Source organism: Luteimonas abyssi, assembly GCF_001482195.1.
Taxonomy (GTDB): Bacteria; Pseudomonadota; Gammaproteobacteria; order Xanthomonadales; family Xanthomonadaceae; genus Luteimonas; species Luteimonas abyssi.
The window spans coordinates 2621987-2646879 of the sequence record NZ_KQ759763.1; the positions used below are offsets into that span (position 1 = coordinate 2621987).

Sequence of the window (24893 nt, forward strand, 5' to 3'; positions counted from 1 at the left end):
GCACCCAGGAGAAGTTTCCCCATGAAAGCCATCGTCACCACCGCGCCGCGTCCCGTCGACGACGCCCAGGCCCTGGTCGAACGCGAGATCGACACGCCCGCGCCCGGCCCGCGCGATCTGCGCGTCCGGGTGGAGGCCATCTCGGTCAATCCGGTCGACACCAAGCTGCGTCGCGCGCCGCTGCCCGAAGGCGCCGGTTACCGTGTCCTCGGTTACGACGCGGCCGGCGTGGTCGATGCGCTCGGCGCCGAGGTCGAGGGCTTCGCCGTCGGCGACCGCGTCTACTACGCCGGCGACGTCACCCGCCCCGGCAGCAATGCCGAGTTCCAACTCGTCGATGCGCGCATTGCGGCGAAAGCGCCCGCATCGCTCGACGCCGCCCAGGCGGCCGCGCTGCCGCTGACCGCGATCACCGCATGGGAGCTGCTGTTCGACCGGATGCCGTTCTCCGTCGATGGCGGCGGCACCGGCAAGTCGCTGCTGGTGATCGGCGGTGCCGGCGGCGTCGGCTCGATCGCGATCCAACTGGGCAAGCTCGCAGGCTTCACCGTGATCGCCACCGCGTCGCGTGACGAGACCCAGGCGTGGTGCCGCACGCTGGGCGCCGACCACGTCGTGGATCATCGCGAGCCGCTGGCACCGCAGCTGACCGCCGTGGGGTTCGAGCAGATCGACGTCGCACTGAATCTCGCCGACACCGACCATTATTGGCAGGCCCTGGGCGAGCTGCTCGCGCCGCAAGGGCACGTCGGCCTGGTGGTGGAGCCGGCGGGCGCGCTGAAGATCGGCGATCCCTACAAGGCCAAGTGCATCGGCATCCACTGGGAATTCATGTTCGCGCGCCCGCGCTTCGGCACCGCCGACATCGCCGAGCAGGGCCGGATCCTGGCGCGTGTGGCCGAGCTGGTCGATGCCGGCCGCCTTCGCGGCACGCTCACCGAGACGCTGTCGCCGATTTCGGCGGCGACCCTGCTCGACGCGCATCGGCGCGTGGAGAGCGGACGCACGATCGGCAAGATCGCGCTCAGCGGCTGGTGAGTCTGCACCCGGGCCCGGCACCGGCCGGGTCCGGGCGCCGGCACCTCCGCCTGCGGCGCTCAGGCCGCGCGTGCGGCCTCGGCGTCGTCGCGGTCGCGCTTGAGCACCGCCACCGGTTCGGCCCACGGGCTGCCGGCGCGCCGCTTGCTGGTCGCCAGGACCAGGTCCGACGGCTCGAACACGTTGACGTTGTGGGTGATCGGCGTGGTCAGGATGTACTGCGCATCGGTCGAGCGGAGGAAGCGGCCGACCTTCTCGATGTTGGCCACGTCCAGGTGCGCGAACGGCTCGTCGATGAAGACGAAACCGCCCGGCTGTTCCTCGTCGCGCAGCAGCGCCACCAGCAGTAGCAGCGACTTCATCACCTGCTGGCCGCCCGAGGCCTCGCCGTCGTCGAGTCCGATCCAGCCCTTGCGGTCGAAATCGAAGCGCACGGTCAGCCCGGCCTGGGCCAGGGCGACGTCGTCGTTGACCAGATCGGGCATCTCCGCCTCCACGCCGATGCCGGCCAGGGTGCCGAGTGCGGCCAGATTGCGGCGATAACGACGCACGGTGGCCCGCAGCACGTTGAGATACGCACCGCGCGCCTCCTCGGTGATCCGGCGCGCGCGATGCAGGTGCGCCTCGCGCTGACCGATGGTGTGCGCCATCGCATCGTGGTCGGCGGCGAGCTTGTCGCGGATCGCCACGCACGCGTCGTCGTCGACGAAGGCACCGCGGGCGATGCGCTCGTCGATGCGTTCCAGTTCCCGGCGCACCGCACCGGCGCTCTCGTACTCGTCGCGCACTGCCCGCAATGCCGACAGCGTGCGCCAGGCCACCGGCATCTGCGCACGGCGCTTGCGGAAATCCAGAATCCGCTGCGCCAGCGCCTGACGCTCCTGGCCGATCTGGCGACCGCGCTCCTGCAGCTCGTGCTCGAGCGCGCGCAGCTCGCCGGCGCGGCTGGCGGTGGCGATGCTCTCGGCCTTGTCCAGCGCTTCCAGACCGCTGAGCGCATCGCGCGCTTCGGCCAGACCCGTCGCGGCCGCCTGCGCGGCCTCGGCGAGCGCGGGCAGGCGCTCGGCGGCGTCGGCGAACTCGGCGCTGCGGGTCACCAGCTCCTGGCCGGCGTCGAGCCCGAGCAGGCGTGCCTGATCCGCGTCGAGTTCGCGGCCGAGCGTGGCGAGCTCGCGCTCGCGCGCCTGCGCACGCTGCTGCAGCACGGCCTGTTCGGCGTGCAGATCGGCCAACCGGGCTTGGCGTGCGCCGGCGCCGAAATGGTGCTGGCCGCCGCCGATGTGGCGTCCGCCGCGATGTTCGCGCAGATAGCCCTGCGCGGTGATCCAGTCCTGCCCCTTGGCCAGCCGGTGCCCGGCGTCGATGTCGGCCACGCGCTGGATGCGGTCGAGTTGACGCGGCAGCCACGCCGGCGGCTCTTCCGAGAACCGCACCACCTCCAGCAGCGAGCCGCGCGTGGCGCGGTCCACCGGTGCGCGGTCGGCGACCACGAAATGGCGATACTTCAACTGCTCGCCCAGGCGCCACGCCTCGCGCGCATCGCGCGGCGACTCCAGCACCACCAGATGCCGGTACGGCGCGAGCACGGCCTCCACCGCCACCGCCCACTCGGGCTCGACGATCTCGACCAGCTCGGTCAGCACACGATGGCCGATGTCGGCCCGCTCGAGCGCGGCGCGGAAATCGCGCTCGAACGGCTCGAGCACGCGACCGCCACCGCTGGCGGTCGCGAGCTGCGCGGCGATCTCGCCGCCGCGCAGGCGATCGCGCTCGGCCTCGAACTTCAGCTCCGCCTGACGGCGCCGGCCGGTCTCCACCTTGCGCGTGAGCGCCTCGACATCGGCCGCGCCGCGCTCGGCCTGCAGGCGGGTCAGCTCGTCGTGACGGCGCGCGAGATGCTCCGCGTCGCGGGCCAGGTCGCGGGCCTGGGTGAACACGCCCTCGCGCGCGCGCAAAGCATCGCGCGCGGCCGTGAGGTCGCCCTCCAGTTGCGCACGGCGCGCGGCCGCGTCGGCATCCTGCGAGCGCAATGCATCGTGGGCCCGTACGCGGTCGCGCAGGCCCCGGCGCAGGCCGGTCAGGCGGGGGCGCGCCCCGGCGATGGCGGCGTGCTGGTCGGCCAGTTCGACCTTGGGCGCGATCTCGGTCTCCAGCCGCTGGCGCAGGCCGCGCAGCGTCAGGCCCTCCTCGAACGAGCGCACGTCGGCACGTGAGGTCTCCAGTTTGAAGTGCAGTTCGGCCAGCCCGTGCTGCAGCTCGCCGATTTCCTTTTCGACGTCGAACTGTTCGGCGCGCGCGCGCTGGTAGTCGTCGAGCACGGCCTTGTCCTCGAACACGTCGAAGACCAATTGCAGCAGTTCGCGCGGCGACAGCTGGCACAACTTGTCGGTCGCGCCCTGCTCCAGCGTGAGCACGCGGCAGATCGCGCGACTCAGGCCCGCGCCCGCCAGACGGACGCGATAGTCGCGCACGCCCAGCCATTCACCGCCCTGCTCCAGGGTTTCCACCGGCACATCGCCGGCGACGATCTGGTAGTCGCGGCTCCAGTCGCCGCCGCGCTTGCGTACGCGGCAGGCGATGGTGACCTGCTCGTCCATGCACGGGAAGAATGCGCGCCGCCCACGCCGGTCCACCGGATTGCTGACCACTGCGCGCAACCAGGCGAACGGCTTGCCGTTGTGGCGCAGGTAGGTCTTGTAGTCGCGCGCCATCTCGCGGTCGTCGATCGCCAGCAGCGTGCGCAGCGCATCGAGCAGGGTGGTCTTGCCGGAGCCGTTCGGCCCGACCACGGTGATGATGGAGGCGTCGAGCGGCAGTTCGTAGCGCTGCCAGTAGTCCCAGTGCACGACTTCGAGGCTGCGGAACTCAAACATCGCGGGTCACCTCTTCGGCGTGGCGGTCCTGCGCGGGACGCGCGTCGGATGGGGATGCGGGTTCGCGCTGCGCGTGCGCATCTGCGTCGGGGACGTCCACCGTCACCCCTGCATCGGCGCCCGCACCGGCCGCGATCCCGCGACTGTCGGCATCGTCGGCGGGCGCGGCCGCACGCGCTTCGGCCAGCACGAAGGCGAGCGCGCCGTCGGTGACGCGGCCGGCGATGCGCTCGTAGTCGATGGCCAGGTCCAGCAGCGGCCCTTCGTGGATGCGCTCGCGGCGGCGGACGATGAAACCGTGCCGCTGCAGGGTGCCGAGATTCATCTGGATGCGCGCCTTGCCGCCGAGCCTGTCGCCGAAATCGGCCAGCAGAGTGCGCTCGTTGATCGGCTCGACCACTTCGGCGCCGACCGGCACCGGCTTGAGCTCGGCGAACATCTGCTCCTGGTCCTGCGCACGATCGCGGGCCTGGCGGGCGATCTGGCGCTGGCGCTTGGGCAGCACCAGCAGCGACCACACCACCACCAGCAACGCGAGCGCGTCGCGGCTCAATTGCAGATTGCTCGCCGCCCAGGCGTCGGCATGGCCGAACACGTCGGCCTCCTGCGCGCGTGCGATGCCCACCGCGACATGCGCGGCATAAGGATGTTCGAGCAGCCGCAGGCCGGCGCCGGCGAGCCGGCGGTCGAGGTCGTCGCGCAACTCGGCGTCGACGAGGACCTGCCGCACGGCGGTGTCGTCGCGCGGCAGCCAGCGCTCGGCCAGCAACCGGGCGATCAGGGGGGCGATGGGGTCGGTCATGCGGAAGTGGTGTCCTTGGCGGCGGTGCCGCGTGTGCCGCGCGAGGCGCGGGCAGTCGATTCGGTGCGGGTGCGGCCGTTGCCGGCGGCGCGTTCCCGGCCATCCGCGGCCGGCATATCCGGGGCGGAGAACGGAACGCCTGCGTCATCGCCGTCGCGCTCGCGAGCGGCGTCGTCGTCGTCGGCCAATGCATGTTCGCCGACCGCATCGGCCGACGCCGCCGCCAGCGGTTCGAGCCGCCCCCGGCTCATCAGCGCGACGCCCGCACGGCCGACCGGCTCCAGCACCGGATCGATCCGCCAGCGCATCGGCAGGCGCGCGAGGCCGGCACCGACGCCCTCGCGCTGGTCGGCGCCCAGGTCACCGATCAGGCCCAGCAGCGACAGCCGATAGGCGCTGAGGGCGAAGCCGTCCTGCGGCACCCAGTCGACGAGAGGGGCGGCGGCGTCGAGCGCGGTGAGCTGGTCGAGCCATTGCTCGGCGTGGCGATACTCGTTCTCGGCCGAGGGGACGTGCAGATCCTCGGGCGCCGTGCGTGCCGGCGGCAGGCCGGCATCGTCGCGGCCTTCGCGCTCGCGCTCGACCAGCTCGTACTCGGCCACGTCGAGCGCGATCGGCGCCAACGCGAACGCCGGTGCCGGTGCGCGCGCCACGGTGTCGCGTGCCAACGCGGCCAAAGCGGCCGGATCGAGCGCGCGCAGATAGCGGGTGACGTCCGACGACGACAGGCCCGTCGCGCCCAGGTGCACGCGATGCCGGTCGAGCTGGTTGAGCGCGCGCTGGAACACCGAGGCCTGCCGCAGCAGCGCGCTCTGTGCGCGACCGACCTGTTGCGCGACGCGGTGGGTCGCGGTGTCGAGCTCCTCGTCGGCGGCGATGCCGCGCATCAACTCGGTGCCCTTTTCCACCCACTGCCAGACCGACTGCAACGTGTCCGCGGCGCGCTGGATGCGATGTTCGGAGCCGCTGAGCACGGCCTGATCGAAATCCTCGCGCAGCTCGTTCAGACGCGACAGCAGGTGTTGCAGATCGGCGGCACCCACACGGCCCACGGCCTGGCCGGCGGCGAGCTGAGCGGTCACGTAGGCGAGTTCGTCGCCCTCGTCGTTGAACTGCAGCAACAGGCCCAACGCCGACAGCGCCTGCCGCCCGACCGGGCTGATCCGGTAGCGCTGGCTGTGCGCGTCCCACAACAACAGGCCGTTCTCGCGCAGGCGCCCGAGCACCGTGTCGCACTTGACCGGATCGAGGTAGGCGAAATGCTCGCGCAGTTCCTGCGGGCTCCAGTCCGGCGCCTCGCCTCGCGCGCCGAGCGTGCGCAGCACCAGCAGCCGCACCATGACCGCTTCCTCGCCGCCGTGGAACAGCGTCGAGAACGCACGCACCTGATCGCGCGCGGCCAGCAAGGGGTGCAGGTCGGGCAGGTCGGCGGCGGCGATGCCGTCGCGCAGATAGTCCTGGAAGCGTTCGATGGCCGGGGTCCGGGCGCGTGCGGTCGGACATGTTCGGGAAGCCCAACCCGGCTGGCAACTCTTGACAGCCCGTACGCCCCGGCACCCAGGATCACCGCGAATCGCGGCACGCGCCCATGTGCGCGTCGAACGCCCCCGACGCCGACCGCTCCGCCTGTGCGTCCGCCGGTCGGGCCCTCGACGACCGACCAAGGCCGCCGGGCCGTGCCGCGGCGACCGCGCAGCCGCTTGACGGCTGCAGTGCCCCGTCCCGGAACAGCGGGCGACCATCGGTCCTCCAACACGTTTCCTGCACCGAAGCCGACGCGCGGCTCATGCGAGAACGCACCGCACTAGGCGGCACCCTGCCAGCGCCCGGCGGAGGCATGGGGATCCGCTTCACGCGTTGCGCCCGGTCGGCGGACACGGCATCCTGCCCCATCCATACGCCAGCGTATCCACAATGACGCCCGCCATGCCGGAAGCCAGCGCCTCGCCGTATCCGCACCTGCTCGCCCCGCTCGATCTCGGCTTCACCACCCTGCGCAACCGGGTGCTGATGGGCTCGATGCATACCGGCCTGGAAGACCGCGCCCGCGACGTGCCGCGCCTGGCCGCCTATTTCGCCGAGCGCGCGGCCGGCGGCGTGGGCCTGATCGTGACCGGTGGCTACGCACCGAATGTCGAGGGCTGGCTGAAACCGTTCGCGGGGGCGATGACCCGCGGCGCCCACGCGCGTCGGCACCGGGCGGTCACCGACGCCGTGCACGCGCACGACGCGAAGATCTGCCTGCAACTGCTGCATGCCGGTCGCTACGCCTACCACCCGCTGTCGGTGGCACCGTCGAAAGCGAAGGCGCCGATCAACCCGTTCACCCCGCGCCCGCTGTCGGCGCGCGGCGTCGAGCGCACCCTGCGCGCCTACGTGCGCGCGGCGCGATTGGCCCGCGACGCCGGCTACGACGGTGTGGAGGTGATGGGTTCGGAAGGCTATCTGATCAACACCTTCGCCAGCGCGCGCACCAACCGGCGCGACGACGCCTGGGGCGGCGATCTGCCACGGCGCATGCGCTTCGCCACCGAGATCGTGGCGCGCATCCGCGAGGCCTGCGGGCCGGACTTCATCCTGATCCACCGCCTGTCGATGCTGGAACTGGTGCCGGACGGTTCGCCGTGGCACGAGATCGTCGCCCAGGCGCAGGCCATCGAGGCGGCCGGTGCGACCCTGCTCAACACCGGTATCGGCTGGCACGAGTCGCGCGTGCCGACCATCGCCACCTCGGTGCCGCGTGCAGCGTTCGCCGGCGTGACCGCCAAACTGCGCCCGCATGTGGGCCTGCCGCTGGTGACCACCAACCGGATCAACACGCCCGAGGTCGCCGAGGCGATCCTGGCCGGCGGCGGCGCGGACATGGTGTCGATGGCACGGCCGCTGTTGGCCGACCCGGACTGGGTGGCCAAGGCGCGCGCCGGCCGGCCCGAGGCGATCAACACCTGCATCGCCTGCAACCAGGCCTGCCTGGACCATGTGTTCGCCAACCGCACGGTGAGCTGCCTGGTCAATCCGCGCGCATGCGCCGAGACCGAGCTGAACTACCTGCCGGCAGCGACGCCGAAACGCATCGCCGTGGTCGGCGCCGGGCCGGCCGGGCTGGCCTGCGCCACGGTGGCCGCGGCGCGCGGTCACCAGGTGACCCTGTTCGAAGCCGGCGACGCCATCGGCGGGCAGTTCAATCTCGCCCGGCGGATCCCCGGCAAGGAGGAATTCGACGAAACCCTGCGCTGGTTCCGCCATCGCATCGCCGAGACCGATGTCGAGCTGCGTCTGGGCACCACCGCCGACATCGACATGCTGACCGGCTACGACGTCGTGGTGCTCGCCACCGGTGTGCGGCCGCGCCCCGTCGACTTCGCCGGTCACGACCGTCCCGACGTGATCACCTATCTCGATGTGCTGAGCGGCCGCATCGTTCCCGGCCGTCGGGTCGCCCTGGTCGGCGCCGGCGGCATCGGTTTCGACGTGGCCGAGTTCCTCGCCCACGACGGCCCGTCGCCGACGCTGGATCCGGCGCGCTGGATGCGCGACTGGGGCATCGATCCCGCCTTCGAGGCGCCGGGCGGCCTGCTGCCGGCACAGCCGGCCGCACCCGCTCGCGAGCTGTGGCTGCTGCAACGCAGCCCCGGCCGGCCCGGCAGCCGGCTGGGCAAGACCACCGGCTGGATCCACCGGGCCGCCCTCAAGGCCGCGCGTGTGCAGATGCTCGGCGGCGTGGGCTACGAGCGCATGGACGACGCGGGCTTCCACATCCGTATCGACGACACGCCGCAGGTACTGCCGGTCGACCATGTCGTGATCTGCGCCGGGCAGGAACCGCACCGCCCACTGCAGGCGCCACTGGAGGCGATGGGCGTCTCCGTGCACGTGATCGGCGGTGCCGATGTGGCCGCGGAACTCGACGCCAAGCGCGCCATCGCACAGGGCAGCCGGCTCGCCGCCGACCTCTGAACCGCCCGTTCAGGCCAAACACGGACCGGCCGCGGGGGCAACCCGACGCCGGCCGCGCATTCAGGAAGGGTTGCGAATCGCGACCTTACCTTGCGCCCACCTTCCGGCCGGCCCGCCGATCGGAATCCGGCCCGGGTCGCGTTCGGCGACCCCGGTGCCCGGGCAGAAGCGCGCCGAAGAGCCGCTGCCCTTGTCGCGAATCCCTCGCGAGCGTCCCGGCACGAAGCCGGACGTGCCTATCGCCATGCCGTGCTCCGTCGTCCCGCCCGTCCAGGGTGGCGCCGCCGGCCGGCGCAACGGAGCAAGGACCCGAACATGCAGTTGAGTTGGATTCTCTGGCTGGCCGGCATCCTGCCGCAGCCCGCCGCTGATTCGCTTTGCCTGAGCACCACCGTGTATCTCGAGGCGCGCAACCAGTCCGAACGTGGCCAGAAGGCCGTGGCGGAGGTGGCGCTGCGCCGCCAGGACAGCGGCCTGTGGGGCGAATCGATGTGCGAGGTGGTCACCGCACGCAAGCAGTTCGCGCCGACCATCGTGTCGCCGCGGACCCGCCTCAACAACACCGAAGCGTGGTCACAGGCCGTCACCATCGCACTGGATTCCGAGCGCAACTGGGCCTTGCCGCCCGGCGAGCGCCAGGAGATCGTGCCCGGTGCCAGCCACTTCATGGCCCACGGCATCGCCAGCCCGACCTGGCGCAACGCCTACCAGGTGGCGCAGATCGGCGACCACACCTTCCTGCGCGTCCAGCGCCTGGCGCCACGTGTGCTCGATCGGCAGGCCGCGACGGTACCCGCCAACGCCGGCGTCGCTGCGCGGGGCTGACCGCCCGCCCGTGCATCCGCGCCCGGGCGGCGACGGCTCCCCCGCCGACCTCTACGCCGGGCACACGCGCCAGGACCACAATCCTCGCTCCCGTCAGCGAGGCTTCGTCATGAAGCTCTACTACACGCCCGGCACCTGCGCGATGGCCGACTACATCGCGCTCGAATGGGCCGGCCTGCCGTTCGAGGCGCAGCACGTCGCCCGCGACGACTGGAAATCGCCGGCATTCCTCGCACTGAACCCGCTCGGCGCGGTGCCGGTGCTCGAAGACGAAGACTGGGTGCTGACCCAGAACGCGGCCATCCTCGGCTACATCGCCGAACGCGCGCCTCAGGCCGAACTGACCGGCGACACCGCGCACGACCGCGCCGAGACCCAGCGGTGGCTGGCCTTTCTCAATGCCGACGTACATCCCGCGTTCCATCCGCTCTTCGGCGCGACCCGATGGCTGGAAGACAAAACCCTGGAAACGCGCTCCAAGGATCTGGCGCGTCGCAGGCTGCGCACGCTGTTCGAACTGCTCGACCGGCAACTCGAAGGCCGCGACTGGTTGACGGGGCAACGCTCGATCGCCGACCCCTATCTGTTCGTGGTTCTGCGCTGGGCGCACCGCTTCGAGCTCGACCTGTCCGGACTCGACAACCTCGCCCGCTTCTTCGAGCGTATCCAGCAGGACCCGGGCGTCGTGCGCGCCCTGGCCGCCGAACAGCCCGCGGACTGAACGGGCCCGGCGCGATACGCGGTCATTGCCAGGCCACGACGACACAGGCCACGCGGATCCGCGTGGCCTGTGTCGTATCCGGTGTCCCCGGACAGAGGTCGCGCCCGCGGGCCAGGTGCCCGGCGGGACGCCTCGCGGGGCGCCGTCCGCCCGGTCAGCGGCGCTGGTCGATCGGCACGAACGCGAGATTCTCGGGACCGGTGTAGTTCGCGCTGGGGCGGATGATCTTGCCGTCGATACGCTGCTCGATCACGTGCGCGCTCCAGCCGGCCGTGCGGGCGATGACGAACAGCGGCGTGAACATCGCGGTCGGCACGCCCATCATGTGGTAGCTGACAGCACTGAACCAGTCGAGGTTCGGGAACATCTTCTTGATGTCCCACATCACCGTCTCCAGCCGCTCGGCGATGTCGTACATCTTCAGGCTGCCCTGCTCCTCGGACAGATCCTTCGCGACCTGCTTGATCACCTTGTTGCGCGGATCGCTGACCGTGTAGACCGGATGGCCGAAGCCGATCACCACTTCCTTGCGCTCCACCCGCGCCTTGATGTCCGCTTCGGCCTCGTCCGGCGTGTCGTAGCGCTTCTGCACCTCGAACGCGACCTCGTTGGCACCGCCGTGCTTGGGCCCGCGCAGCGCACCGATGCCGCCGGCGATGCAGCTGTACATGTCGCTGCCGGTGCCGGCGATGACACGGCTGGTGAACGTCGAGGCGTTGAACTCGTGCTCGGCATACAGGTTGAGCGAGGTGTGCATCGCGCGGACCCACGAGGCCGGCGGCTCGACACCGTGCAGCAGGTGCAGGAAGTGCCCGCCGATGGAGTCGTCGTCGGTTTCCACGTCGATGGCGCGGCCGTTATGACTCCAGTGATACCAGTACAGCAACATCGAGCCGAGGCAGGCCATCAACTTGTCGGCGATGTCGCGCGCGCCGGGATGGTTGTGGTCGTCCTTCTCCGGCGCCACGCACCCCAGCACCGACACGCCGGTGCGCATGACGTCCATCGGGTGCGCCGACGGCGGCAACTCTTCCAGCGCCGCCTTGACCGCGGCGGGTATGCCGCGCAGCGACTTCAACTTGGCCTTGTAGCCGCGCAGCTCCGCCTCGGTGGGCAGCTTGCCGTGCACGAGCAGATAGGCGATTTCCTCGAACTCGCTGGTGGTGGCCAGATCGAGGATGTCGTAACCGCGGTAATGCAGGTCGTTGCCGGTGCGACCCACCGTGCACAGCGCGGTGTTGCCGGCGGCGGTGCCGCTCAGGGCGACGGACTTCTTCGGCTTGAAGCCGGGGACGGTGGTCTCACTCATCTGATCTCTCCCGATATGAGCGTGTTGGCCGCGGATACGCGGACCGACACGAATTGCATGCTCTGATCCTGCGTTTCGCCGTATCCGCGCTCATCAGCGGAAATCCGCAGCAGGAAAACTTACTTCTTCGATGCGAACAACGCGTCGAGGCGCTGCTCGAAGGCGTGGTAGCCGATGCGTTCGTACAGCTCCTCGCGGGTCTGCATGGTATCGACCACCGCCTTCTGGTGGCCGTCGCGGCGCACCGCCGCATAGACCTGCTCGGCGGCCTTGTTGGCGGCGCGGAAAGCCGACAGCGGAAACAGTTGGATCGCCACGCCGGCCGACGCCAGTTCGTCGCGGGTGAACAGCGGCGTCTTGCCGAACTCGGTGATGTTGGCCAGCACCGGCACCTTCACCGCATCGACGAAACGGCGGTAGGTGTCGAGATCGTAGGCGGCTTCGGCGAAGATGCCGTCGGCGCCGGCAGCCACGCAGGCCACCGCGCGCTCGATGGCGGCATCCACGCCGTCGACCTGGATCGCATCGGTACGGGCGATCAGGAAGAAGTCCGGGTCGGTCTTCGCATCCACCGCCGCCTTGATCCGGTCGACCATCTCGCCCTGCGACACGATCTCCTTGCCCGGACGGTGACCGCACCGCTTGGCACCCACCTGGTCCTCGATATGACAGGCGGCCGCGCCGGCCTTGATCAGCGACTTCACCGTGCGCTCGATGTTGAACGCGCTGGCGCCGAAGCCGGTGTCGATGTCCACCAGCAACGGCAGATCGCACACGTCGGTGATCCGACGCACGTCGATCAGCACGTCCTCGAGCGTGTTGATGCCCAGGTCGGGCAGGCCCAGCGAGCCGGCGGCCACGCCGCCCCCCGACAGATAGATCGCCTGGAACCCGGCGCGTTGCGCGAGCAGGGCATGGTTGGCGTTGATCGCACCGATCACCTGCAGCGGAGACTCTGCCGCGAGAGCGGCGCGGAACGCCGCGCCGGGCGTGGTGGGGGACGCGTTGGACATGCGGAAACTCCTTGCATCGGGCCGAGCGGACCAGGTGATGGGCCCGACCGGCATGGGACCGCGCGGCAGTCCCGGAACGGCGGTCAATCTGGCAGCATCCGATGCATTGATCAATCTTGATCAATGCGATCAACATATCTGCATGACATCCGAAAGCGACCTCCTCACGGCAGCCCAGGCCTGCGCCCTGCTCGGCATCACCCAGGCCACGCTGTATGCGTACGTCAGCCGGGGCCTGCTCCGCTCCCGCCCCGGCGCCGACCATCGCAGCCGCGTCTATCTACGGCAGGACGTGGAACGCCTGGTGCAGCGCCGCCGCAGCGGACGCGGTGCTGCCAGCGGTGCCGCCCAGAGCCTGGACCGCGGCCTGCCGGTGCTGGAAACGCGGATCTCGCTGATCCGTCCGGATGCGCCCTACTACCGCGGCCAATCCGCCGTGGCCGCGGTGGAGGCCGGTGCCACGCTGGAACGTATTGCGTGTCTGCTCTGGGACTGCGCGGACGACCCGTTCGCGGATCTCGCCGCTGCAGCCTGGCCGGCGCGTGTCGTCGCACTCGCCGCCGACACGGCGCTGCCGCCACTGGAGCGCGCGATGGCCGCCCTGCCGCTGCTTGCGCTCGACGTCCCGCAATCGTTCACCGCAGCGCCCCGGGCACGCCACGCCATCGCCGCGCGGCTGTTGCGCGACACCGCCGCGCTGCTGGTCGCCGGCCCTCGAGGGACGACACCGATACACGAGGTTCTGGCCACGGCCTGGCGACCCGGCGATGCGGGATTCGCCGATCTGCTTCGCGCAGCGCTGGTGCTGTGCGCCGATCACGAGCTCAACGTGTCCGCCTTTGCCGCCCGCGTGGTCGCCTCCACCGGTGCGCACCTGCACGCCACCGCCTGCAGCGGCTTGGCCGCGCTGTCCGGGCCGCGCCACGGCGGCGCCACCGCGCGCGCCTGGGCGCTCATCGACGAAGCCCGCGCCGGCGATCCGCACACCGTCATCGCTTCGCGCTGGCAACGCGGCGACGACCTGCCGGGCTTCGGCCATGCGCTCTATCCCGACGGCGATCCACGCGCCGCGGCACTGCTGCGCTTGCTGCGTGCCATGCATCCCGACAGTGCGGCCCTTCGGGATCTGGAGACGATCGTCGCCGCCGCCGAAGACGTCAGCGGCGAACGACCCAACATCGATTGCCTGCTGGCCGCGATCTGCCATGTGCATGCCTTGCCCGCAGCGCCCGCCCTCGTGCTGTTCGCCGCCGGACGCCTGACCGGCTGGCTGGCGCACGCCCTGGAACAGCAGGCGCAGGGCCGGCTGATCCGACCCAGGGCGCGCTACACCGGCGTCGCACCGGCCACCGGCTCCGCAGTGGGCCCAACGACGGACACTCCGCCTGCAGCCTGAGCCGACACGGGCCTGGGTCGATGCCACGCGATCCTCAGCGATGGCGCTCCGCGACTGGCCACCAGTTCAGCGGCCGCGTGCATGTCCCGCCCGCCTCGATGCAGCGTCGCACGGCCCGTGGAGGCGCCGCCGCGAACCCGCTCAGTCGTCGCGCGCAAGTGCGCGCCGGATCTCGTCCAGCGCACCGGGATCGTCCAGCGTCGATAGATCGCCGGGATCCTGCCCCTGCGCGAGCGCCTGCAAAGAGCGCCGCAACAATTTGCCCGAACGGGTCTTGGGCAACGCGTTGACGATGTATACCCGCGCCGGCCGTGCCACCGCGCCCAGCGTCGTGTCGACCGCGCGCTGCATGTCTCGCCCGGCCCGGGTCCGCGCATCGTCGTCGGCGCCGGCGTCGCGCAATGTGGCGAAGACGATCGGCACCTGCCCCTTGAGCGAATCGGCCACACTGATCACCGCCGCCTCGGCGACGGCCGGGCACGCCGCCACCACCTCCTCGATCTCGCGCGTACCCAGCCGGTGCCCGGCCACGTTGATCACGTCGTCGGTGCGGCCGAGGATGAAGGTGTAGCCGTCCTCGTCCCGGATCGCCCAGTCCAGCGAGCTGTACAGCAATTCGTCGAAATGGCTGAAGTAGCTGTCGAGGAAGCGTTGGTCGTCTCGCCAGACCGTGGTCATGCACCCGGGCGGCAGCGGCGGCTCGATCACCAGCACGCCTTTCTCGCCTGCGGCGACGGTCTTGCCGGTGCCTTCGTCGATGACCCTCATCCGGTAACCGAGATTCGGCAGCCCCGGCGAACCGAACTTCACCGGTTTCATGTCGAGCCCCGGCATCAGCGTGATCGCCGGCCAGCCGGTCTCGGTCTGCCAGTAGTTGTCGATCACCGGCTTGCCCAGCGCATCGTTGATCCACGTCGCGGTGGGCTCGTCGAGCGGCTCGCCGGCCAGAAACAGCCACGCCAGTGGCGACAGGTCATGGTCGCGGATGTAGCCGACGTCGGACTTCTTGAGCACGCGGATCGCCGTCGGCGACGAGAACATCGTGCGCACGCGGTACTTCTCGCACAGCGCCCACCAGATGCCGGGATCCGGATTCACCGGCAGGCCCTCGTACAACAACGAGGTGCAGCCGCCGATCAGCGGCCCGTAAACGTTGTAGGAGTGCCCCACCGCCCAGCCGACATCGGACGTGGAGAACATCACCTGGCCGGGCGCGCAGTCGAAGATCGTCTCCATCGACTGCGCCATCGCCACCGCATAGCCGCCGACATCGCGCTGCACGCCCTTGGGCTTGCCGGTGGTACCGGACGTATAGAGCAGATAGCTCGGCTCGTTGGATTCGAGCCACGCCACCGGCACGTCGGCATCGCCGACCTCGGCGCGCAGCGCGGCATAGTCGACATCGCGCCCGGCGATTCTCGGCTCGGCCGGGTCGAGGCCGCGCGAGACGATCAACACGTGCGGCGGTGGCGCGGCGGCGCGGGCACAGGCCTCGTCGACCAGCGGCTTGTAAGGAATCACCTTGCCGCCACGGCTGCCGGCATCGGCCGCGATCAGCAGCTTCGGCTCCGCATCGTCGATACGCAGGGCGAGGTTGTGCGCGGCGAACCCGCCGAACACCACCGAGTGCACCGCGCCGATCCGCGCGCAGGCGAGCATCGCGAACACCGCCTCGGCCATGTTGGGCATGTAGATCACCACGCGATCGCCGCGTCCGACATCGAGCCGCTGCAGCACCGCCGCGAATGCGTTCACCTCGCGATACAGCGCGCGGTAGGTGACCTCGCGCGTCTGCCCGGTCTCGGTGGAGACCGCCACCAGGGCCAGCTGATCCCCGCGCGCGTCCAGATGCCGGTCGACCGCGTTGTAGCAGAGATTGGTCTCGCCGCCGACGAACCATTTCCGGAACGGCGGGTTCGAATCGTCGAGGATCCGTTTCGGCGGCACGTGCCAGTGGATCCGCTTCGCTTCATCGCCCCAGAACGCCTCGGGCGACTCGATCGAACGGCGATAAGTGGCCTCGTACCCCGCGACTTCGTACCCGCTGCCCTCGTGTCCCATGTGCGCATCCCTCCCAGAACGTGCTTCCGCGAGCATAGGCGCCGGCGCCCGCACCGACCTTGCGACCTTGGTCGTACAGGGCTGGTGCCGGCGACATGGGTTCCGTGAGGACGCCGCGTCCAGGCGGCCGGGGTATGCGGACAGGCCATGGGTGAGCGCCGACGGCTTGCGCGGCATGCCGCGCGTCGGTGCGAACGCCCCGAGCCCTGCGAGGGGCCGGACCGCGCAGCGGGCCTGCGGCGGCGAGTCAGCCATGGATGGCTGACCGCGCCGAGGAGCATGCCCCGGTTGCGGCGACGCTCCCGCCGAAACCCACACACCCACCTGCTTTCGTTCCGCCCGCTCCCTCACCCGGGAAACGAACAAAAAACCCACGGTCCGCATCGCGGACCGTGGGTCGTCAGACGAAGGACGCGCGGATCAACCCAGCAGATGCGCCACGCCGCTGCGCTCTTCCTCGAGCTCGGCCAGGGTCTTGTCGATGTAGGTCTGGCTGAAGTCGTCGATCGGCAGGTCCTTGACCAGGGTGTACTCGCCGTTGGCGGTGATCACCGGGAAACCGAAGATCACGCCTTCCGGAATGCCGTAGCTGCCGTCGGACGGCACGCCCATGGTCACCCACTTGCCGTCGCTGCCCAGCACCCAGTCGCGGACGTGGTCGATGGCGGCGTTGGCCGCCGAGGCCGCCGAGGACAGGCCGCGGGCCTCGATGATCGCCGCGCCGCGCTTGCCGACGGTCGGAATGAAGGTGTCCGCATTCCAGGCCTGGTCGTCGATCGCATCGCCGATGGACGCGCCGTCGGCGGTGGCGAAGCGGTAGTCGGGGTACATGGTCGGGCTGTGGTTGCCCCACACGATCAGTTTCTCGATCCCGCCGACCGGCTTGTCGAGCTTGGCCGACAACTGGCTCAGCGCGCGGTTGTGATCCAAGCGCAGCATCGCGGTGAAGTTCTTCGCCGGCAGGTCCGGAGCGGACTTCATCGCGATGTAGGCGTTGGTGTTGGCGGGGTTGCCGACCACCAGCACCTTGACGTCGCGCGAGGCGACCTTGTTCAGCGCCGCACCCTGGGCGGTGAAGATCTTGGCGTTCTCCAGCAGCAGGTCCTTGCGCTCCATGCCGGGTCCGCGCGGACGCGCGCCGACCAGCAGGGCGATGTCGGCGTCCTTGAACGCGACTTCCGCATCGTCGGTGCCGACCATGCCGGCCAGCAGCGGGAACGCGCAGTCCTCCAGCTCCATCATCACGCCCTTCAGCGCGGCCTGGGCCTTCTCCATCGGCAGCTCGAGCAGCTGCAGGATGACCGGCTGGTCCTTGCCCAGCATCTCGCCGGAGGCGATACGGAACAGCAGGGCATAGCCGATCTGGCCGGCGGCGCCGGTCACGGCGACTCGGACGGGGGTCTTCATTGCGTCGAATCCTCTTTGCATTGCGGTTGGGAACGGCGGCGCATCAATAGACGCGATAGCCGAGGGGGAGCAGATGACGGTCGAGTGCGGCGGTGTCGTAACCGCGGACCACGTTCTGGCCGATCACGGTGGTCGGCACGCCCCGCGCGCCCAGAGCCTTCAAGGCGCGGTCACCTTCGGGGGTGTCGATATCGAGCACGCGGTAACGCACCTTGGCACGCGCGAAATCCTGCTGCTGCTTGCGGCAGTAGCCGCACCATTCTGCAGCCAGCATGACGATGCGATCGTCGCCGGTGACATTGCGGGGATCGTCGGGCTGCAGCGCGGATCCCGCACGGCCCTGGACATGGACGAGGGCGCCAACCCCGGCGAGCAACAGCAGCAGGACCGGCCAGCGCACCGGGTCAGCTCCGGTCCCGTCCGGCCCGGACGGCGCGAACCAACACCGCGCGCGACGTCATCGGCGGCAGCGCGGCCATGCCGATGAGTCCCGCGCGGAGGCGGCAAGCGGGCAGACCGGCAGGCGGGGCGGCTGTGGGCATACAGACGGATCCGGAAGACAGAAACGGCCCGGCGGCAGCGTCGCCGGGCCGATCATTTTAGCACCGCACCGGCATCGGCCCGCTGGCCGACGACTAGGCAATACGGACAGGCGTCAGGCCGCCAGCACCTTGTTCCACTCGGTGACGCGGTCGGCCTTGGCGGCCAGCACCGCATCGGCATCGCCCTCGATCTTGACCGACTTGATCGCATCGCCCTGCTTGACCGCGTCCACGACATCCAGGCCCTCGATGACCTTGCCGAACACGGTGTGCTTGCCGTCCAGCCAGTCGGTCTTGATGTGGGTGATGAAGAACTGGCTGCCGTTGGTGTTCGGGCCGGCATTGGCCATCGACAGCACGCCGCGCTCGTGGCGCACGCCGTTGTCGGTCTCGTCCTCAAAGCGGTAGCCCGGGCCACCGCGGCCCGAGCCCTCCGGACAGCCGCCCTGGATCATGAAATCGGCGATCACGCGATGGAAGCCCAGGCCGTCGTAGAAGCCGCGCTTGGCCAGATTGACGAAATTGGCCACCGTCAACGGCGCCTTGTCGGGAAACAGTTCGACCTTGATCTGGCCGCGGTCGGTATCGAAGAGGGCGTGGAGCGACATGGGCGAAGTCCTTGGATGACGGAAATGTCCTGCAGCACATGCGGGCAGCGGTTGGACGATTCAAGCGGGTCGACTCGCGAGGAACGATCCCTGCGCGCGCCGCCGTCCCGCGCCAGCAGCCCGGTCGCGCGGGCTCCGCCCCGAACGGATGTCCGCGTCCCGGGCCAGGCGGCGCGATTCGACCCGGCCGGCGGGATGGAGGCCATTCAGGCTATTTGGATGGTCTGAAATGGCTGCACCGCAGCGTGCGACGCCTGGGCCTGCTCGCGGCCCGACCGGCTCGACGTCTTCCGTGCCGACGGCTCCGGCTGTTATCGCCCTACCCGTGCTTCCGTCTTTTCACCCCACGCCCGCCGGCCGCACCACAGGGCCCGGCACCGGCCGCCTGAACCCGCACCGCGCCCGGGCGGCCATGCGGCGGCGCAACACGCTATAATCCGGGACTTACCTTGCCCTCAACCGTCGCGCCCTGCCTCATCTCCGGCGCGCCTTTGCCCGTGCCCGCTCCCATGACTGCTTCCCAGCCCATCGAACGCCTGCGCAATATCGCCATCGTCGCCCACGTCGACCATGGTAAGACCACTCTCGTCGACCAGCTGCTCAAGCAGTCCGGCACCCTGTCCGAGCGTACCGTCCTCGCCGAGCGCGTGATGGACAGCAACGACCAGGAAAAGGAGCGTGGCATCACGATTCTGGCCAAGAACACCGCCATCAACTGGCAAGGCAACCGGATCAACATCGTCGACACCCCGGGCCACGCCGATTTCGGCGGCGAGGTCGAGCGCGTGCTGTCGATGGTCGACTCGGTGCTGATCCTGGTCGACGCCATGGACGGCCCGATGCCGCAGACCCGATTCGTCACCCAGAAAGCCTTTGCGATGGGATTCAAGCCGATCGTGGTGGTCAACAAGATCGACCGCCCCGGCGCACGCCCCGACTGGGTGATCGACCAGGTGTTCGACCTGTTCGACAAGCTCGGCGCGACCAACGAGCAGCTCGACTTCCCGATCGTCTACGCCTCGGCGCTGCACGGCTACGCCAGCCTGGACGATGCCGCGCGCTCGGGTGACATGACCCCGCTGTACGAAGCGATCATGCAGCACGTGGCCGCCCCCGAGGTCGATCCCGAAGGCCCGTTCCAGATGCGCATCAGCCAGCTGGACTACAACAATTTCGTCGGCCTGATCGGCATCGGCCGTATCCAGCGCGGCAAGCTGCGCAAGAACATGCCGGTCAGCGTGGTCGATCGCGAAGGCAAGAAGCGTCAGGGCAAGGTGGTGCAGGTGCTCGGCTTCCTGGGCCTGGAGCGCATCGAGGTCGAGGATGCGCAGGCCGGCGACATCGTCGCCATCGCCGGCGTGCAGGACCTCAGCATCTCCGACACCGTCTGCGCGCTCGACACGCCCGAGGCGCTGCCGGCACTGACGGTCGACGAGCCGACCATCTCGATGACCTTCCAGGTCAACAACTCGCCGTTCGCCGGCAGCAAGGAGCACAGCGGCGGCAAATTCATCACCAGCCGCCAGATCCGCGAGCGCCTGGAGCGCGAGACCCTGCACAACGTCGCGCTGAAGGTCGAGGAGACCGCCGACGCCGACAAGTTCCTGGTCTCCGGCCGCGGCGAGCTGCACCTGTCGGTGCTGATCGAGAACATGCGCCGCGAAGGCTACGAGCTCGCCGTGTCGCGTCCCGAGGTCATCATCAAGGAGATCGACGGGCAACTGATGGAGCCGGTCGAGCAGCTCGTGGTCGACGTCGAGGAACAGCACCAGGGCGGCGTCATGGAGAAGCTGGGCATCCGCAAGGGCCAGCTGAAGAACATGGAGCCCGACGGCAAGGGCCGCGTGCGCCTGGACTACATGATCCCGGCGCGTGGCCTGATCGGCTTCCAGAACGAGTTCAAGACCCTGACGCAGGGTTCCGGCCTGCTGTTTCACGTCTTCGACCACTACGGCCCGAAGGAAACCGGCGCGATCGCCAAGCGCAACAACGGCGTGATGATCGCGAACGCCCCGGGCATGACCCCGGCGTACTCGCTCGGCCCGCTGGAAGAGCGCGGCCGCCTGTTCGCCGCCGAAGGCGACACCGTGTACGAAGGCCAGCTGGTCGGCATCCACTCCAAGGACAACGACCTCACCGTCAACGTCATCAAGGGCAAGCCGCTGACCAACGTGCGCGCCTCGGGCAAGGACGATTCGATCAAGCTGACCCCGGCGCTCAAGTACAGCCTGGAGCAGGCCCTGGACTTCATCGAGGACGACGAGCTGGTCGAAGTCACCCCGAAGGAAATCCGCCTGCGCAAGAAGATGCTGACCGAAAGCGACCGCAAGCGGGCCAGCCGCGCAGCCTGATGGCGGCGCGGCCTGATGGCCTGATCCGAAGCGTCGGGTCCGTTCTCTCCGGCCGGACCCGACGCCCGACCCGCGCATGAGCGATTTCGTCGCCTGGATGCCGGAGGGCCCCGCACTCGACGCGCTGGAATCCCTGTGCGCAGCGGTGCCGTCGGCGTTTCCCGGTCTGCCGCCGCTGCGCTTCCGGGCGCGGGCGCAGTTCCACATGACCCTGCGCTTCCTGGCGGAGGGACTGCCTGCGGATCCGGCGCCGCTGTACGCGGCGCTGGCCGATGTCGCGGCGCGGACCCCACGGCTCGCGCTCCGGATCGACCGGATCGAAACCTGGCCGGGCGCCAATGTCCTGGTCGCGCGCACGGCGCCCGACGAGGACCTCTCCACCTTGTTCGCACGTCTCGATGCCGCGGCCCGGGCCTGCGGTCACGCAGGCGAAGCCCGTCCGCCCTCGCCGCACATCACCCTGGCCTACGCCGCGACGCGCGAACGCCTGCCCGCCCTGCCGACGCGATGGCCGTCGTCCACGCCACTGCCGCTGCCGATCGCGACCGAGATAGGCAGCATCGCACTGGCGCGTACCGCGCCGGCACGGTACGACACCGTGCACTGGTGGCCGCTGGGCGAATCCGGCGCGCCACCCTCGATGCACCTGGACTGACATGGCCGCCATGCCCGCTCCGCCCTCCGCCCCGCCACCGAGATCCTCCGCCGGCGCCCGCAGCGGGCAGTTGCGCGCAGTGGCCGCGTTCGAGGCCGCAAAAGGCGTCGCGGCATTGCTGAGCGCAGGTGGACTGGGCTGGCTGGGCGTCCCTGCCCTGCAACGCACCGTCGAAACCCTCGCGCTGCGCCTAGGCATGCCGCTGGACGGCGCTCGGCTCGCCTGGCTCGAACGCATGCTCGACCCGCACACGCTGCATCTGGCGATGGCGATCCTCGCCTTGTATGCGAGCCTGCGCTTCGTCGAGGCCTGGGGCCTGTGGCGGATGCGCGCATGGGCCTCGTGGCTGGGCTGTATCGGTGCCGCGATCTACCTGCCGTTCGAGATTCGAGAGTTGATCCGCAGCCCGGGCTGGTTGCCGGCCACGGTGTTCGCGGTCAATCTGGCCATCGTCTGGATCCTCGCCCGTGACCTGCTGCGCCGCAGACGCGACGACTGACGCAGGACATCTCGGGACCCGGCGACGGTTCTCGGCAGGGCGCGCCACGCGCCGTCACGAGCACCGCTCCTGCACGTTCCAGCTCCGTCCGGCACGACCGACCGCAGCGCGCCCACACCACGCCGCTCACCCTGCCACGGCCTGCGCGGGCGCCGAGACCAGTTCGGCCTCCACCGTGCTGCGCGTGCGCGCCAGCGCCTGCGGGTGTGTACGTCGCAGGAAATCCATCATCCCCTCGCGCACCGCGGCACGCAGGTCGTAATCGTCACCGGAGTTGCGCGCACTCACGAGCAGGCGGACCTTCATCGCCTCGGCGCTCAGATCCTCGACGTGCACCACGCACACCCGACCGTCCCAGCGCTTGTCCGACTCGCAGATTCGCCGCAGTTCGTCGCGCACCGGCTGCAACGGCGTGCCATGGTCGAGCCACAGGAACACGGGCCCCAGGATCTCCGCGCTGCGGCGGGTCCAGTTCTGGAACGGGTTCTCGATGAACCACTGCAGCGGTACCACCAGCCGGCGCTGGTCCCAGATCGCCACCACGACATAGGCGCTGGTGATCTCTTCGACCCGCCCCCACTCGCCGTCCACGATCACCACATCGTCGAGCCGGATGGGTTGGGTGATGGCGATCTGCAGGCCGGCGATCAGATTGCCGAAGACTGGCTTGGCCGCGAATCCGGCCACCACGCCCACCAGGCCCGCCGACGCCAGCAGCGCTGCGCCGACCTGACGGATGGTCGGGAACGTCATCAGGATCAGCGCCAACCCGATCAGGACGAAGCCGATCTGGATCGCTCGGCCGATGACCCGGGTCTGGGTCTGCACCCGCCGCGCGTGGAGGTTGTCGGCGACGTCGACCGGGTTGCGGTCCACGATACGTTGTTCAACCGCCCCCACCGCGCGCACGAACGCCCAGGTGATGCAGGCCAGGCCCGCGACCCCGACGAAATGCTGGATCCGGTCGATCCACGGCGGCGGCAGCGGGGTGGTCGCCACCGCCATGCTCAGGAACAGCAGCGGCAATGCCACCGCCGCGGGCACGGCGACCGTGGCGATCACCAGCGCCCAGACCCGTCCCTGGGCGCGAACCCTCACCCGTCGCGCGGTCAGCAGGAGCACCTGCCGCACCGCCAGGCCGATGGCGAGCGCGGCCACGAGCGGCCAGGCGGTCGCGGCGAACAGGTTCCAGTCGATGGTCGACACAGGGCGTCTCCGGAGCGGGCACGCATCCCATGCTGCACTGCACACCGTCGACGCGAAGTCGATGCATCACATCGCCGGCACGACGACGCTTTTCATCGAGCGACGAAAGCGCCCTGAACCGAGAGCCAAGCGACGCCACCCTGTCCGGCGTTCCTGCGCCAGGCGCACGCGGGCCGCCATGCCGGCCTGGGCCGCGTCCGCCGACGCAACCCCGCGTGGACTACCGTGCCGCCGGCGTCAGCGAGACCTGCTTGCGCGCGATCGCCATCGCGATTTCCAGCGCCTGCTCGTAATTGAGCCGCGGATCGACGCTGGACCGGTACGCGCGGGTGAGGTCGGCCTCGGTGAGGTCCCGTGCACCGCCGATGCACTCCGTCACATCCTCGCCGGTCAACTCGAGGTGTACGCCGCCCAGCCGTGTACCGGCTGCCGCATGCAGGTCGAAGGCCTGCTCGATCTCGTTGCGGATCCGCTCGAACCGTCGCGTCTTGTAGCCATTGCGGGTCGACTCGGTGTTGCCGTGCATCGCATCGCAGATCCACAGGACCCGCCGCCCCTCGCGTTTGACCACATCGAGCAGCGGCGGCAGCTTTTCGGCGATGTGCGCATCGCCCATCCGGTGGATCAGGCCCAGGCGTCCGGGTTCGTCGTCCGGGTTGAGCAGGTCGATCAGCCGCATCAGCTGATCCGGCGTCACCGACGGCCCGACCTTGACCGCGACCGGGTTGCGCAGGCCGCGGAAATACTCGGCGTGCGCGCCGTCGAGCGCAGCGGTCCGCATGCCGATCCACGGGAAGTGGGTGCTGAGGTTGAACCAGCCCCACTGCCTCGGCACCTGCCGGGTGAAGGCTTCCTCGTAGGGCAGCAGCAAGGCCTCGTGCGACGTATAGAAATCCACGCGGTTGAGGTTGTAGACCTCGGCACCGGAGAGGGTCTCCATGAAGCGCACCGCATCGCCGAGGTTCGCCACCATGCGGTGGTACTCCTCCGCCAGCGGCGAATGGCCCACCCAGCCGAGATTCCAGTACTCGGGATGATGCAGGTCGGCGAAGCCGCCATCGATCAGCGACCGGGTGAAATTCATGGTCATCGCCGAACGCGCGTGCGCCTTGAGCATGCGCCGCGGATCCGGTATGCGGTCCTCCGCGGTGAAAGCGGGGCCGTTGACCAGGTCACCGCGATAGCTGGGCAGGGTCACACCGTCGCGGGTTTCGGTGTCGGCCGAACGCGGCTTGGCGTACTGACCCGCGAAGCGGCCCACCCGCACCACCGGCAGGCGCATGCCGTGCACCAGCACCAGACTCATCTGCAACAGCACCTTGAGCCGGTTGGAGATGATGTCCGGGCTGCAGTCGGCGAAGCTCTCGGCGCAGTCGCCCCCCTGCAACAGGAAGCGTTTGCCCTCCTGGGCCTCGGCCAATTGCTGCTTGAGGGCCAGGATCTCCCAGGAGGTCACCAGCGGCGGCAACGCACCCAGTTCGTCCTGCACCGAGGCCAGCGCGACGGCGTCCGGATAGACCGGCATCTGCAGCGCCTGGCGCGTGCGCCAGCTGTCCGGCGCCCAGTCGATGGGAAGCTGCACGGGCTGGAGATGGCGGTCGGACGGCATGATGGGCTCCACGAAAGGACG

The 24893-nt window shown here is 69.8% G+C and carries 19 protein-coding genes; 8 read left to right on the plus strand and 11 right to left on the minus strand.

Going from position 1 to position 24893, the window contains the following annotated elements:
* The first annotated feature begins 21 nt into the window (after positions 1–21).
* On the plus strand, positions 22–1038 hold the full coding sequence (locus tag RG19_RS11260) for a zinc-binding alcohol dehydrogenase family protein (RefSeq protein WP_058835345.1): 1017 nt from the start codon (positions 22–24) through the stop codon (positions 1036–1038).
* 59 nt (positions 1039–1097) lie between these two features.
* Here RG19_RS11260 and RG19_RS11265 read toward each other — a convergent pair whose 3' ends face one another.
* From RG19_RS11265 to RG19_RS11275, 3 genes are read right to left on the minus strand one after another with little or no spacing between them, the layout of a single operon-like run.
* On the minus strand, positions 1098–3911 hold the full coding sequence (locus RG19_RS11265; RefSeq protein ID WP_058835346.1) for an AAA family ATPase: 2814 nt from the start codon (positions 3909–3911) through the stop codon (positions 1098–1100).
* Entirely contained in the window at positions 3904–4713 is an 810-nt protein-coding gene (locus RG19_RS11270) for a hypothetical protein (protein ID WP_082672625.1), read from the minus strand. Before RG19_RS11270 ends, RG19_RS11265 begins: the two co-directional genes overlap by 8 nt.
* Entirely contained in the window at positions 4710–6119 is a 1410-nt protein-coding gene (locus tag RG19_RS11275; RefSeq protein WP_202905333.1) for a hypothetical protein, read from the minus strand. The genes RG19_RS11270 and RG19_RS11275 overlap by 4 nt, the downstream gene beginning before the upstream one ends.
* Before the next feature lie 508 nt (positions 6120–6627).
* Here RG19_RS11275 and RG19_RS11280 point away from each other — a divergent pair.
* The 3 genes from RG19_RS11280 (at position 6628) to RG19_RS11290 (ending at position 10216) form a co-directional block, all read left to right on the plus strand.
* On the plus strand, positions 6628–8670 hold the full coding sequence (locus RG19_RS11280) for an NADPH-dependent 2,4-dienoyl-CoA reductase (RefSeq protein ID WP_058835347.1): 2043 nt from the start codon (positions 6628–6630) through the stop codon (positions 8668–8670).
* A 315-nt stretch (positions 8671–8985) separates the two neighbouring features.
* Positions 8986–9495 (plus strand): cell wall hydrolase, encoded by a 510-nt coding sequence (locus RG19_RS11285; protein WP_058835348.1) that lies wholly within the window; start codon positions 8986–8988, stop codon positions 9493–9495.
* A 109-nt stretch (positions 9496–9604) separates the two neighbouring features.
* Positions 9605–10216 carry a glutathione S-transferase family protein gene (locus RG19_RS11290; RefSeq protein WP_058835349.1) on the plus strand — a complete coding sequence of 204 codons (612 nt, stop codon included), beginning with the start codon at positions 9605–9607 and terminating at the stop codon, positions 10214–10216.
* Positions 10217–10370: 154 nt separating this feature from the next.
* Here RG19_RS11290 and prpC read toward each other — a convergent pair whose 3' ends face one another.
* Together prpC and prpB are read right to left on the minus strand one after the other, a co-directional pair.
* Complete coding sequence (gene prpC / locus RG19_RS11295) at positions 10371–11525, minus strand: bifunctional 2-methylcitrate synthase/citrate synthase (protein WP_058835350.1); 1155 nt, start codon at positions 11523–11525, stop codon at positions 10371–10373.
* Between the two features lie 119 nt (positions 11526–11644).
* The gene (prpB, locus tag RG19_RS11300; protein ID WP_058835351.1) at positions 11645–12538 is read right to left on the minus strand and encodes a methylisocitrate lyase; all 894 of its coding nucleotides are present in this window, start codon (positions 12536–12538) and stop codon (positions 11645–11647) included.
* A 142-nt stretch (positions 12539–12680) separates the two neighbouring features.
* Between prpB and RG19_RS11305 the strand changes: the two genes are divergently transcribed.
* Positions 12681–13934, plus strand: coding sequence for a citrate synthase family protein (locus RG19_RS11305; RefSeq protein WP_058836572.1), 1254 nt, complete (start codon positions 12681–12683; stop codon positions 13932–13934).
* Positions 13935–14075: 141 nt separating this feature from the next.
* Here RG19_RS11305 and prpE read toward each other — a convergent pair whose 3' ends face one another.
* From prpE to RG19_RS11325, 4 genes are all read right to left on the minus strand, one after another.
* Positions 14076–15995 (minus strand): propionate--CoA ligase, encoded by a 1920-nt coding sequence (gene prpE, locus RG19_RS11310; RefSeq protein WP_058835352.1) that lies wholly within the window; start codon positions 15993–15995, stop codon positions 14076–14078.
* A gap of 420 nt (positions 15996–16415) precedes the next feature.
* Positions 16416–17402, minus strand: coding sequence for a malate dehydrogenase (locus RG19_RS11315; protein ID WP_058835353.1), 987 nt, complete (start codon positions 17400–17402; stop codon positions 16416–16418).
* Positions 17403–17445: 43 nt separating this feature from the next.
* The gene (locus RG19_RS18255; protein WP_058835354.1) at positions 17446–17802 is read right to left on the minus strand and encodes a glutaredoxin family protein; all 357 of its coding nucleotides are present in this window, start codon (positions 17800–17802) and stop codon (positions 17446–17448) included.
* A gap of 255 nt (positions 17803–18057) precedes the next feature.
* Complete coding sequence (locus tag RG19_RS11325) at positions 18058–18552, minus strand: peptidylprolyl isomerase (protein ID WP_058835355.1); 495 nt, start codon at positions 18550–18552, stop codon at positions 18058–18060.
* A gap of 509 nt (positions 18553–19061) precedes the next feature.
* Between RG19_RS11325 and typA the strand changes: the two genes are divergently transcribed.
* The 3 genes from typA to RG19_RS11340 all read left to right on the plus strand — a co-directional run bounded on the left by typA (position 19062) and on the right by RG19_RS11340 (position 22057).
* Entirely contained in the window at positions 19062–20903 is a 1842-nt protein-coding gene (gene typA / locus RG19_RS11330; RefSeq protein ID WP_058835356.1) for a translational GTPase TypA, read from the plus strand.
* Positions 20904–20979: 76 nt separating this feature from the next.
* Positions 20980–21558, plus strand: coding sequence for a 2'-5' RNA ligase family protein (locus tag RG19_RS11335; RefSeq protein ID WP_058835357.1), 579 nt, complete (start codon positions 20980–20982; stop codon positions 21556–21558).
* Between the two features lie 10 nt (positions 21559–21568).
* A complete protein-coding gene (locus tag RG19_RS11340) occupies positions 21569–22057 on the plus strand; it encodes a DUF2127 domain-containing protein (protein WP_157515247.1) in 489 nt (162 codons plus the stop codon).
* A 126-nt stretch (positions 22058–22183) separates the two neighbouring features.
* Here RG19_RS11340 and RG19_RS11345 read toward each other — a convergent pair whose 3' ends face one another.
* Entirely contained in the window at positions 22184–23263 is a 1080-nt protein-coding gene (locus tag RG19_RS11345) for a mechanosensitive ion channel family protein (protein WP_058835359.1), read from the minus strand.
* A 220-nt stretch (positions 23264–23483) separates the two neighbouring features.
* Entirely contained in the window at positions 23484–24872 is a 1389-nt protein-coding gene (locus RG19_RS11350) for a class II 3-deoxy-7-phosphoheptulonate synthase (protein ID WP_058835360.1), read from the minus strand.
* Positions 24873–24893: the final 21 nt, after the last annotated feature.

What these genes read in the sequence shown, in the direction of transcription:
- RG19_RS11280 (WP_058835347.1), top strand. Translation starts at nt 6,628, where the DNA reads ATGACGCCCGCCATGCCGGAAGCCAGCGCCTCGCCGTATCCGCACCTG.
- RG19_RS11315 (WP_058835353.1), bottom strand. Translation starts at nt 17,402, where the DNA reads ATGAAGACCCCCGTCCGAGTCGCCGTGACCGGCGCCGCCGGCCAGATC.
- RG19_RS11350 (WP_058835360.1), bottom strand. Translation starts at nt 24,872, where the DNA reads ATGCCGTCCGACCGCCATCTCCAGCCCGTGCAGCTTCCCATCGACTGG.
- RG19_RS11290 (WP_058835349.1), top strand. Translation starts at nt 9,605, where the DNA reads ATGAAGCTCTACTACACGCCCGGCACCTGCGCGATGGCCGACTACATC.
- RG19_RS11260 (WP_058835345.1), top strand. Translation starts at nt 22, where the DNA reads ATGAAAGCCATCGTCACCACCGCGCCGCGTCCCGTCGACGACGCCCAG.
- prpB (WP_058835351.1), bottom strand. Translation starts at nt 12,538, where the DNA reads ATGTCCAACGCGTCCCCCACCACGCCCGGCGCGGCGTTCCGCGCCGCT.
- RG19_RS11340 (WP_157515247.1), top strand. Translation starts at nt 21,569, where the DNA reads ATGCCCGCTCCGCCCTCCGCCCCGCCACCGAGATCCTCCGCCGGCGCC.
- RG19_RS11285 (WP_058835348.1), top strand. Translation starts at nt 8,986, where the DNA reads ATGCAGTTGAGTTGGATTCTCTGGCTGGCCGGCATCCTGCCGCAGCCC.
- RG19_RS11270 (WP_082672625.1), bottom strand. Translation starts at nt 4,713, where the DNA reads ATGACCGACCCCATCGCCCCCCTGATCGCCCGGTTGCTGGCCGAGCGC.
- RG19_RS11325 (WP_058835355.1), bottom strand. Translation starts at nt 18,552, where the DNA reads ATGTCGCTCCACGCCCTCTTCGATACCGACCGCGGCCAGATCAAGGTC.
- prpE (WP_058835352.1), bottom strand. Translation starts at nt 15,995, where the DNA reads ATGGGACACGAGGGCAGCGGGTACGAAGTCGCGGGGTACGAGGCCACT.
- prpC (WP_058835350.1), bottom strand. Translation starts at nt 11,525, where the DNA reads ATGAGTGAGACCACCGTCCCCGGCTTCAAGCCGAAGAAGTCCGTCGCC.
- typA (WP_058835356.1), top strand. Translation starts at nt 19,062, where the DNA reads ATGACTGCTTCCCAGCCCATCGAACGCCTGCGCAATATCGCCATCGTC.
- RG19_RS11265 (WP_058835346.1), bottom strand. Translation starts at nt 3,911, where the DNA reads ATGTTTGAGTTCCGCAGCCTCGAAGTCGTGCACTGGGACTACTGGCAG.
- RG19_RS11305 (WP_058836572.1), top strand. Translation starts at nt 12,681, where the DNA reads ATGACATCCGAAAGCGACCTCCTCACGGCAGCCCAGGCCTGCGCCCTG.
- RG19_RS11335 (WP_058835357.1), top strand. Translation starts at nt 20,980, where the DNA reads ATGAGCGATTTCGTCGCCTGGATGCCGGAGGGCCCCGCACTCGACGCG.